This is a genomic window from Synechococcus sp. 65AY6A5 (assembly GCF_002760415.1).
In the GTDB taxonomy this organism is placed as follows: domain Bacteria; phylum Cyanobacteriota; class Cyanobacteriia; order Thermostichales; family Thermostichaceae; genus Thermostichus.
In genome coordinates this window covers 1,876,542-1,893,525 of sequence record NZ_AXUW01000001.1, presented here as the reverse complement: position 1 = coordinate 1,893,525, position 16,984 = coordinate 1,876,542, and the positions used below count along the sequence as shown (strand labels likewise).

Genomic DNA, 16,984 nt, shown 5'->3' with positions numbered 1-16,984 from the left:
CGAGGTCATACCTTCTCGCCCTACCGGATGGTGTACGTACTGCATGGATCCAGCCCTTCTGTTCCCATCGCCTCAAGGTGTGGAGACACACCCCAAAATAATCCGCCGCTTCTCTCGGTTTTACATACCTAGCCATACCAAGCAGCCATACTGAACATACTGGGCATTATTTTCAGTATAGTCCAGCATATCATTGACTAGAGTCATGCTCCCTTCCTGCAGCGCCGCCCGCCCCCCAGCCACCATCGGGTGAATCTTCTGGTTAGCTGACCTGTTGTACTTGGCCGACTGCCGCTTGCGTAAGCAGAAGAGGGAAAGACAGCACTCTGCACCGCTCCTGCAAGAGGGTGGCTGGGCGCTCTTTCAGCGTGGTTGGCCTACCAACCCTGTCGCTGGAAAAAGCTGGAATCCACAGCCATAGGTTTTGCCCTGCAATCAAGTCGATTCTTCCGGCAACAGACCCTTGGGATCCTCCGGCGGCGGCAGATGGGCCAGATCCCCACGGGATTCGCTCCCCAAAACTCGCGCCTGGATTCTCTTGATCACGACATAGAGCACCGGCACCACCAGCAGGCTGAGCAGGGTCGAGACGAACATACCGCCGATAACAGCCGTGCCCAGAGACTGGCGGCTGGCAGCCCCGGCGCCACTGGCCACGGCCAGCGGGAAAATCCCCAGGATCGTGCTCAGGGCCGTCATGAGGATGGCGCGGAAACGGGTCTCCGCCGCCTGGATCGCGGCCTTGACCAGCGGGATCCCCTGGGCAACCAGTTGGTTGGCAAACTCCACGATCAAGATCGAGTTCTTGCTGGCCAGACCGATCAACATCACCAGCCCCACCTGGCAAAAGATGTCGTTGGCCAGGCCCCGCAGCAGTTGGGCCGAGAGCGCCCCCAGAACCGCCAGCGGCACCGCCAGCAGAATGATCAAGGGATCCACATAGCTCTCAAATTGGGCCGCCAGCACCAGGAAGACGAACACCGACCCCAAAGCGAAGATCAGCGGCGCCTGTCCCCCCGACTCGATCTCTTCCAAGGACAGGCCCGACCACTCGAAGCCAAACCCCTGCGGCAGCAAGCGGGCAGCCAGACTTTCCATAGCCCGAATGGCTTGCCCTGAGCTGAAGCCCGGCAGCGGGCTGCCCTGGATCTCCGCCGAGCGGAAGAGGTTGAAGTGGTTGATGATTGCAGGGCCGGTGGTCTCCTCCACCTGAACCAGGGTGCTCAAGGGCAAAAGCTGCCCCTGCCCACTGCGCACGTAGAACTGGCCGATACGTTCGGGGCTGCCCCGGAAAGCCTGATCCGCCTGCACATAGACCCGGTAGTTGCGGTTGAACAGGTCGAAATCGTTGACATAGGTGCCCCCCAACAGGGTCTGCAGCGTGCCGAAGACCTCGGCCAGCGGGATCCCCAGCACCTGGGCCATGTCCCGATCCACCTTGACCTGCAACCGGGGGGAGTTGGCGTTGAAGGTGGGCGGGTTAATCCGCACGCCCAGGGGGGGTTGGCCCGGCGGGGGCGGCGCGTTGCCCACGAAGAAAAGCGTGTTGGCCGTCTGCTGCAGCAGGTTGAAATCGTTCACCCCCCGATCCTGGAGCTGGAAGGTGAACCCGCCCGTAACCCCCAAATCGGGAATGGCTGGCGGCAAAATCGGGATCACCAACGAGCGGCTGATCCCGCCCAAAAAGGGCCCGAACAGCCGGTTGACAATCGCCTGCGCCGATTGTTCCGGTCGCCGCCGCTCGTCCCAGGGCTTGAGGGTGGCGAAGATTAACCCGTTCCCCGGCGAGGGCCCGGTAAAGCTGAACCCCCCCACGATCACCTGGTTTTCGATTTCCGGGATCCCGTCCAAAATGGCGCTGGCCTGCCGGATGACCCGGTCGGTGTAATTGAGAGAAACCCCCGGCGGCCCCTGGATGATGGTGATGAAAAAGCCCTGATCCTCATCCGGCACAAACCCGGTCGGCACGACCTGGAACAGCCAGTAGGTGAGGCCCAGACAGGCGACAAACCCCGCCACCACCAGCAGCCGCAGCTTCACCACCAGCTCCAGGAACCGACGATAGGCGGCGCGGATCCCTTCCACGGCCCGGTCAAACCAGCGCAACAGCCAAAACATCTGCTCCGAACGGGGGCGGATCAGCAGCGCCGACAACGCCGGAGCCAGGGTAATGGCATTGAAGGTAGACAGCGAAACCGATACGGCAATGGTGACGGCAAACTGCCGGTAGATGCGGCCACTGGTGCCGGGAAAGAACGCGATTGGCACAAACAGGCCCAACAGCACCAGCGTCGTGGCGATCACCGCCCCCAGGACCTCGTTCATCCCCGCCGAGGCCCCCTGCAGAGGCCGCATGCCGCGGTCGCGGATGTAGCGGGAGATGTTCTCCACCACCACGATGGTGTCGTCCACCACCAGGCCGGTGGCCAAGGTGAGGCCGAACATGGTCAGGGTGTTGATGGAAAAGCCGAACAGGCGCACAAACGCAAACGTCCCCAGCAGCGCCACCGGGATCGTGACAGTGGGGATGAAAGTGATGCGCCAATCCTGCAAAAAGATAAACAGCACCAGCACCACCAGGACAATAGCCTGCAGCAGGGTGAAGATCACCTCCTGCACCGACTCCGTAATAAACAGCGTGGCGTCGAAGGCGATCTCGTAGATCAAGCCGGGCGGGAAGCTACGGGAGAGCTCCGCCAACGTCTGCCGCACCTGCCGCGACACCTCCAAGGCGTTGGCATCCGGCTGCTTGGTGATGGCGATCCCCACCGCCTCCTGGCCGCCGATGCGGAAGAACGTATCGTAACTTTGGGCCCCCAGCTCCACCCGACCCACGTCGGCAATGCGCACCAAGCTGCCGTCGGGGCTGGCTTTGAGCACAATTTGGGCAAACTCCTCCGGCTGCGACAGCCGCCCCGTGGCCTGGACGCTGATCTGAACCTCCTGATCCGGGGGGCTGGGCTGGCTGCCGATCTGTCCGGCAGGCACCTGGATGTTTTGCTGGCGCACGGCGTTCACCACATCCAGCGCCGTCAGCCCATAGCCGGCCAGCCGCGTCGGATCCAGCCAGATGCGCATGGCATAGGTGCGCTCCCCGAAGACGATGACATCGCTGACGCCGCGAATGCGCCGCAGGGCATCGCGCACGAACAGCTCGGCGTAGTTGCTCACAAACAGCTCGTCGTATTCCCCTGCCTCTGAGCGCAGCGCCACCACCTGCACAAAAGCGCTATCGCCGGCCTTTTCTACACTAAGGCCGTTTTGGATCACCTCTGCCGGCAGCCGCGCCTGCACCCGTGCCACCCGGTTTTGCACATCCACAGCCGCCGTGTCCAGATCCCGATCCGGGCTGAAAGTGACGGTGATCTGGCTGGTGCCGTTGCTGCTGCTCACCGAAGAGATGTAGCGGATGCCCTCGACGCCGTTGATCTCCTGCTCCAGCACATTGGTTACCGCCGTCTCCACCGTCTCGGCATCGGCTCCAGGGTAAACGGCGGTCACCCTCACCGCCGGCGGCGCCACCTGCGGGTAGTAGTCCACCGGCAATAGGGGAATGCTCACCGCTCCCACCAGCACAATGATGATGGAGCAGACGCTGGCAAAAACAGGACGGCGAATGAAAAAGTCGACAAACATAGGCCAGGGATCCGCGTAAGGAGTAGAAGGGGATGACCAAGTTGGGAAACCGCTCAAGAGGAGAAATCTAGGGCGGGGATCCAGGCGGTCTCCCCTCCCCTTGCATCCTCTGCTGCAAAAGCACCTCATCGACAATCGGGGCGCCATCGCGGATTTTTTGCAGGCCGCTCAGCACAATCGGCTCGTTGGCCTTCAGCCCCTCCAGCACCTCGTAGCTGTTGCCGTAGAGGGATCCCAGCCGCACCGGCCTTTGCACCGCCACCGCCCCGGGGGGCTTGCCCTCCTCAGGTGGCTCTGTCGTCTGCACCGTGTAGACAAAGGTTTGGGCGCCCAGACGGGCTACCGCCGTTGCCGGCACCAGCAAAGCTGGCCGCTCCTCCCAGAGGATGCGGGTTCGCACAAACTGGGCTGGTCGCACCAGCGGGCCGTAGGCCTTGCGCAACTGGCCGGCGGGGTTCTCCAGCAGGGCCTTGGCCAGCACCGATTGCGTGCTGGCATCGGCTTCAGGCGCGATGAAAGAGATTTGGCTGGTGCCGATCACCTCGCCGCGGCTGTCCAAGATCTGCACCGGTGTGCCGATGCGCAGGCGGGGGGCCTGCTGCAGCGGGATATTCAGGTTCAGCTCCAGCGCCTGGGTTTGGGTCAGGGTGGTCAAAACCGTCTGGGGCGTCACATAGTCCCCCTGCCGCACCAACACTTCCCCGACAATACCGGCAAAGGGAGCCGTGACCTGGAAAAACTGCAATTGCACCTGCTGCCGCTCCGCCTCGGCCCGGGCCCGCTCCACCTCCCGCTCTGCCCGCACAATGGCCGCCTCTTGGGCCCGGATCTGCTCCTGTTGCGCCGCCAAGGCCGCCTCCGCCTGGCGCAGATCGCGGCTGGACTGATCCACTTGCGCCTGGCTGATGGCCCCCTCGGCCAAGAGGCGCAGGTTGCGCTGGTGTTGATCCCGGGCGAACTCCGCCGCTGCCTCCAGCCGCAGGCGATCCGCCCGCAATTGGCTGAGCACGGCTCGGCTGCTCTCCAGGTTGGCCTGAGCCGCCGCGATCCCGGCCGCTTGGCCGGCCACCGCCGCCTGTTGTTGCCGGCTGTCGATGGCAAACAGAGGCGCCCCGGCAGAAACCTGGGATCCCAGCCGCACGAACACCTGGGTCACCTGGCCGCTCACCTGGGGCCGAATACTGGCCACCTGCTGGGATCCGAGGCTGGCGATGAACTCCGACGTCTCCTGAATGAGCCGTTCTTCCACGGCGCCGATGGCCACCGGTGTCGGCTGGCCTTCTCCACTCTCCATGCCGCGAGGGGGCCCGCCGGGCCGACAGGCAGCCAGGAGCAAAGAAAAACCCAACAGCGGCAGAACTGTTCGCAATCGCATCCTCAACCTGCTCCCCCAACGAGCACCCAAACAGAGGGATCCCCCATCTGCATTGGCTCAACCAACCAAGGTAATGAGCCTGTGCCTTCCTGTGCCTGTGCAAAAGCGCTGGCCATCCTTCCCAATCCAGAACTAAGTTGACACTCCCGCCGCCTGAAGGCGGGGGATTCTTACGCAGTCCACAGAAGGACCCGTAACGGCGTTGTCAAAGCGCCTCTAGACAGTTCCTTAAGGCAAAGCCCCAAGGTTCTGCTTACTTTCTTAAGCAGGTTGGCGGCAGCATTTGCCTCAGCGTTGACCAACCACCCCTTTGCCGTTTGGTACAGGCCCCGCTTGACACGCTTCCCAGAGGGTCTCCACCCGTCGGGTTTTTCACCATAATTAGGTAGCTCATCTCCATCTAGGAAGCTCGCCTGCGAACTGTACGCCTCCTCCGCCTCGATAAACTCAATGCCATAGTGCTGACATAATTCCGCAATACGCTCCTTTAACCAACCTGTTGGAATTAAAACAAAGTTTTGGTTATTGACCTTCCCTAAACCGCATTCTTGCTTTTGTTCTTTGTTCCAACCAAAGATGATTCTCCCAATCGAGTGGTGCAAACAGAAGTCAATGACCTTGCGCGCAGCTTTGTGAATTGCATCTCGCATCCTCCGGCTTCTTTTTTCCGTAATTCGCTCAAGTTTCTGCGACCAAAACCCCTGCGGCTTGTCAGTCTTAAGCCTAGCCACCTCCTTGTTGTACCACTGGTTAAAGGATTTGACTTTGCGTCCGTCAATGATGAAGCTATGCCCTAAGTTGCTAACGCACGTAAGCCAGTTGTTTACTCCGTGGTCAATTGCTAGTACCTTTTTTGGATCCAGCGATTGCGGTTGAGCGGGCTTAGCATAGATCCACTCCAAGTAGAACACCCCATGCCTGGGCAGAATTCTTAGCTCCTTAATATTTTTCCAATCTAAGTTGGTAGGAAATCGTATCCAGAAAGCGTCTATCCCAAACCAAGCTTTGACCTGGTTGCCGAGCGGCACTCTGACTCTTCCTTCTTGGAACTTAAGCCACTTCCTCGGGTATGCTACCGTGAACATTCCCTTCTTACGGTAGCGCGGTAGGTTTGGTCTTAAGCTAATCTCTTCTTGCAAGAAAAGTTTCAGCTTTGTCTTAAAACTACTTAGTGCCTCAGCTACAGACTTACACGTCTGTTGTGCGGCGGAAACATACATTGCGATAAAGTGCTTGTTTTTGGTTCTCACCATTTCAGCGCAAAGCTCACCATAGCTTGCCCATCGCTTTGTTTTGAAATAGACTTGTCGCGCATAGTACAAAGCGCAGTTGTACACCTTATTAGACTGTTGACACAAGTACTCTAATACGGGGAGTAGCTCCCTGTCCCTGACGAGAACCTGCTGACAGCCGTACCCCATACTTGTTGGTAAGTGGCATGATAACTGCAGTCTAACATAAGTAAGCAACAATGCGAGAGGGAAGCCAACGGTACAATCACTACAACCATGCTGTGGGGCTAGCGGTTGTTCGCCTCGTTTTTTGCCCAAAGAGAAGGAAAAAGGTCTTGGTAGGAGAAGTCAGGAACAGGTTGTTTGAGCTATGGCAGGAGCTGTCTAGCGAGAAGGGTTGGCATGTGAGAGCGATTGAAATAGCTCCAGACCATGTCCACCTGTTTCTTGAGATTAAGCCTACCGACCCAATTCATCTTGTGGTAAAAGCATTCAAAGGTAGAGCTTCCAAATATTTAAGGCAGAAGTTTCCTAACCTGCGAAAACTACCTAGCCTTTGGAGCAGAAGTTATTTTTTCTGTACTGCGGGGAATGCTAGCGCTGAGGTAATTCAAAACTATATCAATGACCCACATCATTGGTAAGCGACTAAAGTCGCTCTCGGGCTTTTCCGCCCCGCGCTAAAGTGCGAGGCTACCAAGCTATCCCTCTGTGTAGGCTTAGCCAAAAGCCCAGCTTCGGGATCCAGAGCCCCAACTGGCCGGACAACGGCCATCTTCGGCTAGACTGTTCCAAAGTTGTCGCGCAAGCAGCGGGTCTTTTGTTGCCTGGCGCGAAGGCGAGTTGCCGGGGTTAAAAAAGCTGACATGAGAACTGTGGCCGTAACCTGGTTTCGCCCACCGCAGCTTCAGCTTCGTCCTCAGCACTGGCTGTGGAGCTGCCTCGGGGCAGCAGCCATCACAGCCCTCACGGCGGCTGCCGCTTGGGCGCGGCCGGTGTTGGAAGTGCGCATGACCCTGGGCTTGCCCATCAGCCCCAACTACTGGTACCTGGTGGCCCTCAGCCGGGCCGGCAGCCCCGGCCCCACCGCCAATCTGGTGGATCCCAATGTCCGCGTCGGGCCCAATGAGTATGCTTTTGTCCAGAACTGGGACTACCTGATCCGGGTTACCCCCCTCAACGAAGAGTCGGTCTTGCAGTCCACCATCCAGCGGTTTGGCGAGCCGGAGCGGGAGTTTGCCGTCGGCTTCAACCAGGTGCGGGTGGAGCGCCTCAGCCGCGACCGCGACACCCTCCGCTTGCAGATCGACATCTCCGAGCTAGAGGGCCTCGACGGGCGGGATCAGGATATCCAGGTGGCTCTCCTCACCGCCCGCGCCCCCTTCCGCGTCGCCCCCGAGGAAACCAACTTGGCCATTGACGCCACCCGCGGCGAGCTGCCCCACTACTACCGCCTCAGCCTCTCCAACCAGCGGCAGGTGGTCGTGGACGATCCCCAGCGCCAGGAGACGATGCGCCGCAGCCGAGAATTGATCCAACAAAGTGGCTCCGGGGCTGCCCTCAGCCGCGAGCTCATCGAGGGGGGAGCCTTGGAAATTTTGGCCGCCAACATCCTCACCTTTGAGCTGCGCCTGGTGGATCGCTAGGGATCCGCTCCCCTGCGCGCCCAAGGCGGGGCCCAGATTGCCGCCATTTCAAGCCCCTTCTGCGCCAAGAGAAGCTGGGCTGGGATCCAACATCACAAACAGAAACGACTCCAGCCCCGCCAGGTAGGTGAGCGCCTGCTCCTGGGCCGCTTCCGGTTCTATCTGATGGGCTTGGGCCGCCTGCTCGATCAAGCTGGCCACCGCCACTGGCCCCTGCAAGAGGGATCCCAGCCAGGCCATCTGGGGAGCCGGAATGGCGAGGCGGCCGCGGCTGGCCCCCGGCCAGTTCATAGTAAACTCCAGCTTCTTTTCGTAGGCCTGGGCGAAGTTGCGGCGAAATTCGGCATTGTCCATCAGGATGGGGTTGAGCTGCACCCTGCCCTCCAGCCAGTCGGCGTCGCTCCAGGGCAAGACCAGGGAAGAGCCGGGGTGCTCGGCCCAAAAGTCGATCAGGCGGTGGTCGGGGTAGATCAGCTCGTAGAAGTGGTTTTGCTCGGCGGGAGAGAGCTTGTCCAGCTCCGCCTCTAGCCAAGCCGGCATGGCTCTGTCTTTAAACAGCAGCGCCGGATCCCAGTCGGCGTAGTCCACCAGGCAAACCAAGCCCAGCTCTGCCTCTTGGAGCATGCGCATCAAGTCTGGGATTAAAAACCCCTTGTCGCCGGGCAAGAGGTAGTTGGCGCGGATGTTGGTGTCGTCGCTGTAGATCTGGGGATCCCAGTGCAGGGAGACCCGCAGCTCGTCAGAGGCCAGGCTGGCCATGAACTCCCGCACCCGCTGGCAGGCTTCGGGCGTGGGCAGATCAAACAACCCCAGCAGCCGGAACGCCTCCTGCATGCGCAAGATCACCTGCCGCTGGTAGGCGTGGTGCAGGTTGGCCCGCAGGATGCCGTCCGGGTTGAGCACCCGCTTGAGCGCCTTCAAGCCCGCCACCGGATCCTCGAGCAAATAGAGCACGTCGTTGAGGCTGATGAAGTCAAACTGCTGCCCCAGTTGTTCAATTTCCAGCAGGTCGAGGGCGTACAGCTCCACCTCTCCGAAGCCGTGGTAGCGCAGGCGTCGCTCCGTCGCCCGCACCGACTCCGGCGAGAGGTCGCAGGCCACCAGCCGTGCCCCCGGGTTGGCCTCCGCCAAGATCAAGGTCTCCCAGCCGGAGCCACAGCCGACATTGAGGATGGCGATCCCCTCGCTGGGCAGGATGGCGCGGGTGCGGGCGTATTGGGCCGTCGTCCAGCTTGAGCGGTATAGGCTGCCGATGGCGTTGCGCCCTGAGGCCTCAACGGGCACGTTGGGATAGGGCAGTTCCTCGTAGACTTGCCGCAAAGACTCGGTCGTGCTGCCGGCCATGGGATCCGCTCCAAGAAGCTGCTCCCTATGCTACTGCCCCAGGAAGGCCGCAATAGCGCCGGCAATGGCCTCATTGCCCCCGCGATCCAGCTCCTCCGGCGCCTGGGGTGGGTGAGGGGGATCCCGCAGGAAGTCCCAGGATCCCGCAAAGAACTCTTCCGGCGAGAGGATGCGGTGCCATCCGTAGCGCCGCAATCCCTCCACCAACAGGGGCGACTCGGCAAACCCCGACCGGTTGACACAGGCCATGGGCGTGCCACAGCGCAGCGCCTCTGCCAAGGTGCCATAGCCCGGCTTGGACACCACCCAACGGCAGAGGGGCATGACATCCACCGGCCGCCACACCTGGCCGTCTAGAATCTGCAAGTTGGGCAGAGCAGGAGCCTTTGGGTCGAAGGTGAGAAACTGCCAGTCGGGAAAATCCGCCAGCCGCTCGTAAGGCAAGCCCTGCAACCCCAGCCCGCCAAAGGTTAACAAAACCGTGGGCCGCTCCCGCTCCAGCCCCAGGCGCCGGGCCACCTCCTCTCCTGAGTAGCGCGGATCCGACCCCGTCAGCCCCACTGCCTCTTGGTGAGGGAAGGCGGCCATAGGCTCGGCAAAGGGCAGGCGAAACAGCCGCTGGCAGCGCCCGTACAGCTCGCGGATCCAGGCCACCAAGGGCTGAAACTGGGGGCCGTAGTCTTGGTAGATAAAATCCCAGCCGAAGTTGCTGGCCATCCAGCAGGGGATCCCGGCGGCCTCGGCAATGGCGGTGGCGATGGGGGGCACATCCGCCAGGATCAACGGCACCCCCTGGCTGCGAATGAACTCGGCCTCCTCCCGGATGAGGTCGGCAGCCCCCGCTTGAAACGCCTTGAGAGCAGCCAGCGTGGCCGGCAGATCCGCCTGCAAGCCATCCGGCTGCACCACCCCCACATCCAAACCCCGCGGCCGGTGCACAAACTCCCCTTCCCCGTAGCGCTGCAGCAGCCAGGCGGGGGCCGGCGTCACCCAAATGGGCAGGATCTGCGCATCCTGCCGCCGCAAAGTGTTCACCACCGCCGCCAGCCGGGTGACGTGCCCAAACCCGTGGGCCGTTGCCGCTACATAGAGAGGAATGGGATTCACCGCCATAGCCTTAAGAAAGAACAGGCTGAGGTTTTTCCCGCCGGGATCCCCAGAGGTTGCCGGCCAAGATAAGTCCCAGGCCCAGCACCGATCCCGGCGCGATCGGCTCCCGCAACAGCACCCCAATCAGCCCCAGCGACAAGAATGGCGTTACATAGACCCAATTGGCCAGGGATCCGCGCTCGTGGGCCAGCTCCAGGGCCCGCAGCCAAAACACAAAAGTCAACCCCATCTCCGCCAAGCCGATGTAGGCTGCCCAGGCCAGCCCCGCCATTGTCCACCTCAGCTCCTGAAACGGCAAGAGCAGCAGGCAGTAGAAGCTGCCGAAGACAAACCCCATGAACAGCTTCAGCACCGCGTCCCGTCCATCCCGCACATTGAGCAGCCAGTAGAGGGCCCAAATGGCAGCGCTGCCCACCGCCAGCCCCACCCCCCAGGGATCCTCCACCTGCCAGGTGTCCCAGGATCCCCCCGTGGCCACCAGCACCGCCCCCACTAGGCTCATGCCCAAAGCCAGCAGCAGCCGCCCGCGCAGGCGCTCCCCCAACAGCGGCGCCGCCAAGAGAGCCAGCAGCAGCGGCCAGGTGTAATTCAAAGCCAGCGCCGCCTGGGCCGAGAGGCGATCATAGGCCTGGAACAGCACCCCGTAGTAGCCAAGCGGGTTAAGTAGCCCCTGCAGCGCCGACAAGGCAATCTGGGATCGCTTCTGCTGGCGGACAAGATGCGCCCGCCCTGTAGCCACCAGAACCATCCCCAAGATCAGGCAGGAGCTGCACGCGGAAAAAATTAGCAAAAGCGTTGGCGCAAGGTGTTGCAGGCCAAACTTAAAGGCGCTGGCCGCCGTGGCCCAGCCCAAGATAGCTGCCGCCAGGTAGGCATAAGCCCGCCAGGGATCCCTGCCCATCAAAAGCGGTCCAGATCCCTGTCGTCCGCCTTTGGCCTAGCTCCGGTGGAAAGGCCCAGCCGCGGCGCCACCACCCAGGCGTAGAGCAGATAGCCCAGCCCCGCCACCACTGCCCACCTGAGAACGGTGCCGAAAACCCGGAAGAACAGCCCGACCAGAAGAATACAGCCCAGAATGGCGAAGACCGTCACCAGTGGACGCCCCCAAGTCTCAACCCAAGCTCGGACGGCACTTTTCCCCTGAGACGCAACGGATGTTCCTGGATCCCCAGAGGCCGCCGCCGCTTGCTCCAGTTCACGCTCAAGCTGTTTCAGCCGTTCTTGTTCTGAGAAAGAGAGATCGGACATAGAGAGCAGTCTCCAGCGGTGTCACCTCCATCTTACGAGCTGCTCCCGAAGATGGGCAGACTAAGCCCGCGCCGAAGGGATCTCCTGAACCATAGCCCGGAACAGATCCAAAGCCGGGCCAGGGCGACGGTTAGGACGCGGAGCCGGGATCTCGTTGGGCACAAACGGCTTCTCAACCACCACCTTGGGCTTGGCAGGCGTAGCCGTTGCCGCAGGGCTAGAGGACTGGGTTGGAGCGGATTGGGCAGGCGCCGGACGAAAAGGGCCGGTAACAAAATCCACGAGGCCGCCGAAGAGAATGCCAAAGAAGGAAAAAAGACCGCCGAACAGCTTTTTGAGGATGCCCATATAAGAGTTTGCCGATGTCGTAAAGTTCTGCAACTGGCCATTCATTATTGTTAAGAACGGGCAGCTTGGCTATAGGTAGATATGCTTTTTTCGACTCAGGGATCCCATACCTGCCTGCCGGTGGCATCAAACCGCCGCAGCGGCAGGGCCAACTCCAGCTCCTGCAGCTCCAGCGGCTCCGAGAAGCGCCGGCTGCGCCCCAGCTCAAAGCCATCCGCTGCCGCCGGATTCACCGCGTAGCCGATATCCGCCATGGCTCCCACCGTGAGGATGCTCAGGGGGTTGGGCACCCCCCGGTCGAGGCGGCTGGTCATCAGCTCGCGGCCCAAGACGCTCTCCCGCCAATGGGCATCGCGGGATCCCTCCCCAAACTGATTCTCTAAAGGAACAGAAGGGGCGTTCCCCCCCAATGTGATAAAAGCGTCAACTGCCCGCGGGCCGATAAAGCGGGGGTCATAGCCCGGCGGCGTCGGCTGATCCCGCCTCACCAACCCTACCGTCAGCCCCTTGGGATCCCAGACGCTGGGCAAAAAGCCAAGCGCATGGCCCAACTCGTGCAGGGCAGTAATGGGCAGATCCCCCCGCTCTTCCAAAGCCGAGAGGTTTTGGCTGTTGAAGAGCACAATTGAATAGAACGGCAAGCCATTCGAGGCCCGCACAAAGCAAGGAGCCGCCCCCCCCAAAACCCGCTCGTTGCCTAGGTCTCTCGCCCTCACCTCTACCAACAGATCGTCAATGGGGAAATTGAGCGGCGTGCTGGGAAATCCCCGATTGCATGCGTCGGCCTGAATAGAGGTGGGGGGCAAATCTGGCTGGTCCCCGACAATGATCTGCTGCCATCTCAAGGCCGCGCTGCGGACAATGGCTTGCTGACTGGGAGTGAGGCTGTTGTCGGGAAAGCGAAGGTCGATCGTGAACTGGGGAACAGAGGTAGGCGTCAGCGAAGGCAGAACAGTCGGGGTAGGGGTGAGGACGACAGCTGGAGTAGAGGTGGGAACGATGGTTGGAATGGGAGTAGGAATGACACTTACCGAAGAGGAACCACCACTTCTCCCGCAAGCCTTGAGCGCCAGCAGCAAGAGCATCGCCACCAGGGATCCGATCGGGCGCAAGCTCCACGTTCTGCCGCCAAGCTTCCGAAAATCCTTCACACTGCCTCCCAACCCAAAAGCCCCACAGCCCAGACAGATCATACCGGTTGCCTCCATTTGCCGAGCAGGATTGGCCCTGGGCTCTGCCACCCATACCCATTCTCAATGGGCGATGTCTAGGAGGCTGGGGAAACCTCTGTGGATCCTCATGAACAAAAACTGGGGCCTGAATGACACAGCAAGGATAGCTTGGTAGCCCCGTATTTTAGTGCGGCGAGGAAAAGCCCGTAAGCAAGTTGCTCGCCAATGGTGTGATTGTTGATGAGGCGTGCCCTTCCTAGGCAAGCACCCAAAACGGTGAAAAACCCGAGTAGGGGCAAGCGCCCAGGAGATGTCTCAGCTAACTTGCTAAGTAGGCAGAACTTTGGGGCTTTGCCCCAAGGAACTGTCTAGAAGCGTCTTGACAGCCCCCTTGCGAGTCCGTTCCTGGACTGCGTAAGAATCCCCTGCCTTTAGGCAGTGGGAGTGTGAATAATAACAGTCACCTCAAGAGTGAGCGAAGATGGGCCTGGCGGCACGTTTTTTTGAGCCCTTTCAATCCAGCAGGTCGGAAGAACCGTCTTCCTCTTCTAGGCTCCAACCCGCCCCCAAAGCGTCCGCTGCTGCCGCCCGCAACGCCTGAGTGTCCGCCCACAACTGCGCAGGATCCGATAGCGGATCCGACAAAGGCACCAAACGCAAGATGCGGCTCTCCTGAACCAGATCGATCACCACACTGGGCCGTTCCCCCTCCAGGCCTGCCACCTCCGAGGGGGAGGGATCCCGCAAGCAGGCGTAGTCAAAGCTGTTTAGGTTGAGATAAAGGCTGCGATTGGCCACCAAGGTAGCCGCCGTTGCATCCTGAAACACCTCCATCACATAGCCCTCCCCCTGCTTTCGTACCCGACCATCGACAATATCGAAGTAGCGAACCCGCCCCAGATCCGCCAGAAGACGGTAAATATCCCGCTTATTAACCAAAATTCCGCTATCTACGATACAGGGGGCACAAGGACGAGTGTCTGTCATGGAGTAGTCGGTCTTGGGGAGCAAGCGGATCGACAACAGGCAAGAAGCAATTAGAAGTAATGCTCAACAACAGCTAGCAACCATCGCAAATCCTCTAGAAAATAGCAACCCCCCACAAGTCTAAGACTTGGGCAAACAAAACCAGAGAACCTCAGGCAATCAAGACGAGAAAAAGTCAACAGCCCTACAAACTTAAGCCATTGCAGTACAGCCCTTTGCTTTGCTCCAAAAAGCCTCTAGCCTGCTTCTCGGAAACTCAGTTCTGGCCTCCCTCGAATGTACCACAGCTTTCCAAAAAGGGGCACCGATCCCTCCCAGGTAAAGGACAAGGGAAACTGGTCAATAGCCAGCAGATTTTCATCTGTATATTGTGGGAAAATAGGTGATTAAAGGGTTTGAGACACTAGATATTGTAGGTAAGGGTGAGGACGGGCCATCGCGACCGAACCTCTGCCCTAGGATGGATCTTGGCTACCCTTTTGATTTACTTGTCCAGATCGTCTGTCATCGATGACGAAAGCTTGCCAACAGCCTGTTGGGCCGCACCACCCACCGCTTGACCAACTTGGGGGCCGAGAGGGGTAGCCTCAGTTAGACGAGTTCTGCTTAGAACATCCAAGAGGCTCTATTAGGTTTAAAGTGAGGAGTAACCCGACAAAGAGTGAGGCTCGACCATGACGCTGGCTCAGGAGGCAACCGCCCAAATCCCCGCCTTTTGCGAAGGGATCCGCTACTTTGGCGATCCCTGGCCGGAATTCGACCGCCTGGGTCAGGAGCCTGCAGTGGATGCTGCCACCGGCAAGCTGCGGGATCCGGGCAGTCGCATGGCCGCCTACCAAACCCTGCTCTATGCCGATGCGCTGCGCTATCTCACGCTGCAGATGACCGCCAGCAAAGCCTCGGGCCACCCGGGCGGCTTTGCCAGCCAAGCGGAAGCCTACGCCGCTTTGGTGTACTTGGGCCAAAAGAACATCCCTACCGAGGTGGGCCACCACGCGCCCGGCTTCTATGCCGCCATGTTCTTGGATGGATCGCTGGCGGAGATGGGCATCCACACTGTCTCCGACTTGCAGGCCCGCTTTCGGGAACGGGAAGGGCTGCTGGGTCACCTCTCTGGCTACATCCCCGGCCTGCTAGCGCCAGCAGGGCCCCTCGGGCAGGGGCAGCACTTTGCTATGGCCGCCGCCTTGCTCTACCCGGATCGGCTCTTCCCCGTCACCATCGGCGATGGGGGCCTGGGGGAGCCCTACGTGATGAGCTCCATGATCCACTTTCACACCGCCTTCCCGCAGCGCACCAACTTCCTGCCGGTGCTGGTCTGGAACGGCTACAGCCAAGAGCACCACAGCATGATCTCTACCTTCACCAACGCTCAGATGGCCGAGTACTGGCGGGGCAACGGCTTTGAGGAAGTGGTGCTGGTGGATGCCAAAGACTTCGACGATGCCCAACAGCCTGGCCCCTACGTGGATAGCACCCAATTTTCCCTGGAAGCCCGCTTGGCCTTTGTCCAAAGAGTGCTGGTAGAGATGGAACGGGCCATCCAGTGCGCTCTAGGCGGCCACCTGACGGTTTTCATCCTCAAGCAACTGAAGGGGGCAGGCGTGCACGCCAAGGGATCCAAATCCCACAACCTCTACGCCCACCACACCTTGGATCACCCCGACATCGTGGCCGCTCTGGAGGCACGGGCCCTGCACCCAGCCGCTTGGGCTCTGGTGCGCCAAAATTGTGAACGGGCTGCTGGCGGGCCGGCAGCCAAGGTGGTGGTAACCGAATTCGTCCGCCCTCTGCCGCCCTTGGGATCCCTCAACTTAACCGAGTTCTCCCTCGGCGATAAGCAGGTTTCCACCACTGCCATCGGCGCCCTGGTGCTACAGGTGGGGCAGAAAGACCCCGACTTTCTGGTGGCCAACGCTGACGGCAATGAGGCCTCTGGCCTTGCCAATGTCAACCAGGGCCTGAAAGTGATCCACCCCACGGCGGATCCCCTCTACAACCAACAGCCCCAAGGGCAGGTCTACGAACCCCTTAGCGAAGATGCTTGTGCCGGCCTGACGGCAGGCCTGGCGCTCTTTGGCGGGCGCTCCCTGTGGTGTTCTTACGAATCCTTTGCCGTCAACGGCCTGCCCATCTGGCAGACGGTAACCCAGGCGATGGCCGAGCTGCGCCGCCCCACCCCTTCCGCCATTGCTCTCTACACCGCCGGAGCCCTGGAACAAGGCCGCAACGGCTGGACCCACCAACGCCCGGAAATTGAAGCCTACCTGGCGGCCATGATGCGCAACGGCAACATCTTCCCCCTCTTTCCCCCCGACGCCAACTGCGCCCAAGCCGCCTACGAGTGGGCCTTGTCTACCTACAACAAAGGGATCCCGATCTTTGCCAGCAAAACCCCCCTGCCCATCCGCACCACCCTGGAACAGGCTCGCCAAGCAGTAGAGCAGGGCTGCACCGTGCTGCAGGAAGTGCCCGGATCCCGCACCGTGGTCTTTGCCGTGGTGGGGGATATGATCCTCCTGCCCGTCTTTGCCGCCGCTGAACAGCTCAAGGCCCAGGGGATCGGCAGCAAAATTGTCTCTGTGGTCAGCCCCCGCCGCCTCTATCGCCCCGGCGATATAGCCTGGTCTACCTGTGCCCAACCCGATGGGGAGTTCATGTCTGACCAGGAGTTTGCCGCCTGGTTTGCCGGCGAAGCCCTTATCGGCGTGACCGGCGGCTCCAGCCTGATGTTGGAGCCCCTGTTGCTGCGCTACACTGGCCCGCGCGACATCTTTGCCTGGAAACGCGGCGAAACCACCGCCACCCCTACTGAGCTCATGGACTACAACGGCCTGACAGCCCAGGCGCTGGCAGAGAGGGCAAAGCAATTGCTAGGCTAAGGGC

The 16,984-nt window shown here is 60.7% G+C and carries 14 protein-coding genes; 3 read left to right on the top strand and 11 right to left on the bottom strand.

Going from position 1 to position 16,984, the window contains the following annotated elements; translation table 11 throughout:
- The 4 genes from SYN65AY6A5_RS09045 to SYN65AY6A5_RS09030 all read right to left on the bottom strand — a co-directional run.
- A partial coding sequence (locus SYN65AY6A5_RS09045) for a helix-turn-helix domain-containing protein (RefSeq protein WP_143597154.1) occupies window positions 1-136 on the bottom strand: 136 nt, incomplete at its 3' end.
- 299 nt (window positions 137-435) lie between these two features.
- Window positions 436-3,636, bottom strand: coding sequence for a multidrug efflux RND transporter permease subunit (locus SYN65AY6A5_RS09040; RefSeq protein WP_099812482.1), 3,201 nt, complete (start codon window positions 3,634-3,636; stop codon window positions 436-438).
- Window positions 3,637-3,703: 67 nt separating this feature from the next.
- Complete coding sequence (locus tag SYN65AY6A5_RS09035) at window positions 3,704-5,011, bottom strand: efflux RND transporter periplasmic adaptor subunit (protein WP_099812481.1); 1,308 nt, start codon at window positions 5,009-5,011, stop codon at window positions 3,704-3,706.
- Between the two features lie 170 nt (window positions 5,012-5,181).
- Complete coding sequence (locus SYN65AY6A5_RS09030) at window positions 5,182-6,432, bottom strand: RNA-guided endonuclease TnpB family protein (RefSeq protein WP_099812480.1); 1,251 nt, start codon at window positions 6,430-6,432, stop codon at window positions 5,182-5,184.
- 50 nt (window positions 6,433-6,482) lie between these two features.
- On the opposite strand from SYN65AY6A5_RS09030, the gene tnpA reads away from it, so the two are divergent.
- Together tnpA and SYN65AY6A5_RS09020 are read left to right on the top strand one after the other, a co-directional pair.
- A complete protein-coding gene (gene tnpA, locus SYN65AY6A5_RS09025; RefSeq protein ID WP_011429345.1) occupies window positions 6,483-6,887 on the top strand; it encodes an IS200/IS605-like element ISSoc6 family transposase in 405 nt (134 codons plus the stop codon).
- A gap of 222 nt (window positions 6,888-7,109) precedes the next feature.
- The gene (locus SYN65AY6A5_RS09020; RefSeq protein ID WP_099884273.1) at window positions 7,110-7,889 is read left to right on the top strand and encodes a hypothetical protein; all 780 of its coding nucleotides are present in this window, start codon (window positions 7,110-7,112) and stop codon (window positions 7,887-7,889) included.
- A 48-nt stretch (window positions 7,890-7,937) separates the two neighbouring features.
- Here SYN65AY6A5_RS09020 and SYN65AY6A5_RS09015 read toward each other — a convergent pair whose 3' ends face one another.
- The 7 genes from SYN65AY6A5_RS09015 to SYN65AY6A5_RS08985 form a co-directional block, all read right to left on the bottom strand.
- On the bottom strand, window positions 7,938-9,233 hold the full coding sequence (locus SYN65AY6A5_RS09015) for a class I SAM-dependent methyltransferase (protein WP_099884271.1): 1,296 nt from the start codon (window positions 9,231-9,233) through the stop codon (window positions 7,938-7,940).
- A 30-nt stretch (window positions 9,234-9,263) separates the two neighbouring features.
- Window positions 9,264-10,346 carry a glycosyl transferase gene (locus SYN65AY6A5_RS09010; protein ID WP_099812477.1) on the bottom strand — a complete coding sequence of 361 codons (1,083 nt, stop codon included), beginning with the start codon at window positions 10,344-10,346 and terminating at the stop codon, window positions 9,264-9,266.
- Between the two features lie 4 nt (window positions 10,347-10,350).
- The gene (locus SYN65AY6A5_RS09005) at window positions 10,351-11,244 is read right to left on the bottom strand and encodes a DMT family transporter (RefSeq protein ID WP_011429349.1); all 894 of its coding nucleotides are present in this window, start codon (window positions 11,242-11,244) and stop codon (window positions 10,351-10,353) included.
- A complete protein-coding gene (locus tag SYN65AY6A5_RS09000; protein ID WP_099812476.1) occupies window positions 11,244-11,591 on the bottom strand; it encodes a hypothetical protein in 348 nt (115 codons plus the stop codon). The genes SYN65AY6A5_RS09005 and SYN65AY6A5_RS09000 overlap by 1 nt, the downstream gene beginning before the upstream one ends.
- 60 nt (window positions 11,592-11,651) lie before the next feature.
- Window positions 11,652-11,939 carry a hypothetical protein gene (locus SYN65AY6A5_RS08995; protein WP_240527745.1) on the bottom strand — a complete coding sequence of 96 codons (288 nt, stop codon included), beginning with the start codon at window positions 11,937-11,939 and terminating at the stop codon, window positions 11,652-11,654.
- Between the two features lie 95 nt (window positions 11,940-12,034).
- Entirely contained in the window at window positions 12,035-13,090 is a 1,056-nt protein-coding gene (locus tag SYN65AY6A5_RS08990; RefSeq protein ID WP_240531022.1) for a leishmanolysin, read from the bottom strand.
- Window positions 13,091-13,624: 534 nt separating this feature from the next.
- Window positions 13,625-14,050: a hypothetical protein gene (locus SYN65AY6A5_RS08985; RefSeq protein ID WP_228375410.1), complete on the bottom strand. Its 426-nt coding sequence runs from the start codon at window positions 14,048-14,050 to the stop codon at window positions 13,625-13,627.
- Window positions 14,051-14,772: 722 nt separating this feature from the next.
- Between SYN65AY6A5_RS08985 and SYN65AY6A5_RS08980 the strand changes: the two genes are divergently transcribed.
- The gene (locus SYN65AY6A5_RS08980; RefSeq protein ID WP_099816175.1) at window positions 14,773-16,980 is read left to right on the top strand and encodes a transketolase; all 2,208 of its coding nucleotides are present in this window, start codon (window positions 14,773-14,775) and stop codon (window positions 16,978-16,980) included.
- Window positions 16,981-16,984 lie beyond the last annotated feature (4 nt).

What these genes read in the sequence shown, in the direction of transcription:
- SYN65AY6A5_RS09040 (WP_099812482.1), bottom strand. Translation starts at nt 3,636, where the DNA reads ATGTTTGTCGACTTTTTCATTCGCCGTCCTGTTTTTGCCAGCGTCTGC.
- SYN65AY6A5_RS09035 (WP_099812481.1), bottom strand. Translation starts at nt 5,011, where the DNA reads ATGCGATTGCGAACAGTTCTGCCGCTGTTGGGTTTTTCTTTGCTCCTG.
- SYN65AY6A5_RS09030 (WP_099812480.1), bottom strand. Translation starts at nt 6,432, where the DNA reads ATGGGGTACGGCTGTCAGCAGGTTCTCGTCAGGGACAGGGAGCTACTC.
- tnpA (WP_011429345.1), top strand. Translation starts at nt 6,483, where the DNA reads ATGCGAGAGGGAAGCCAACGGTACAATCACTACAACCATGCTGTGGGG.
- SYN65AY6A5_RS09020 (WP_099884273.1), top strand. Translation starts at nt 7,110, where the DNA reads ATGAGAACTGTGGCCGTAACCTGGTTTCGCCCACCGCAGCTTCAGCTT.
- SYN65AY6A5_RS09015 (WP_099884271.1), bottom strand. Translation starts at nt 9,233, where the DNA reads ATGGCCGGCAGCACGACCGAGTCTTTGCGGCAAGTCTACGAGGAACTG.
- SYN65AY6A5_RS09010 (WP_099812477.1), bottom strand. Translation starts at nt 10,346, where the DNA reads ATGGCGGTGAATCCCATTCCTCTCTATGTAGCGGCAACGGCCCACGGG.
- SYN65AY6A5_RS09005 (WP_011429349.1), bottom strand. Translation starts at nt 11,244, where the DNA reads ATGGGCAGGGATCCCTGGCGGGCTTATGCCTACCTGGCGGCAGCTATC.
- SYN65AY6A5_RS09000 (WP_099812476.1), bottom strand. Translation starts at nt 11,591, where the DNA reads ATGTCCGATCTCTCTTTCTCAGAACAAGAACGGCTGAAACAGCTTGAG.
- SYN65AY6A5_RS08995 (WP_240527745.1), bottom strand. Translation starts at nt 11,939, where the DNA reads ATGGGCATCCTCAAAAAGCTGTTCGGCGGTCTTTTTTCCTTCTTTGGC.
- SYN65AY6A5_RS08980 (WP_099816175.1), top strand. Translation starts at nt 14,773, where the DNA reads ATGACGCTGGCTCAGGAGGCAACCGCCCAAATCCCCGCCTTTTGCGAA.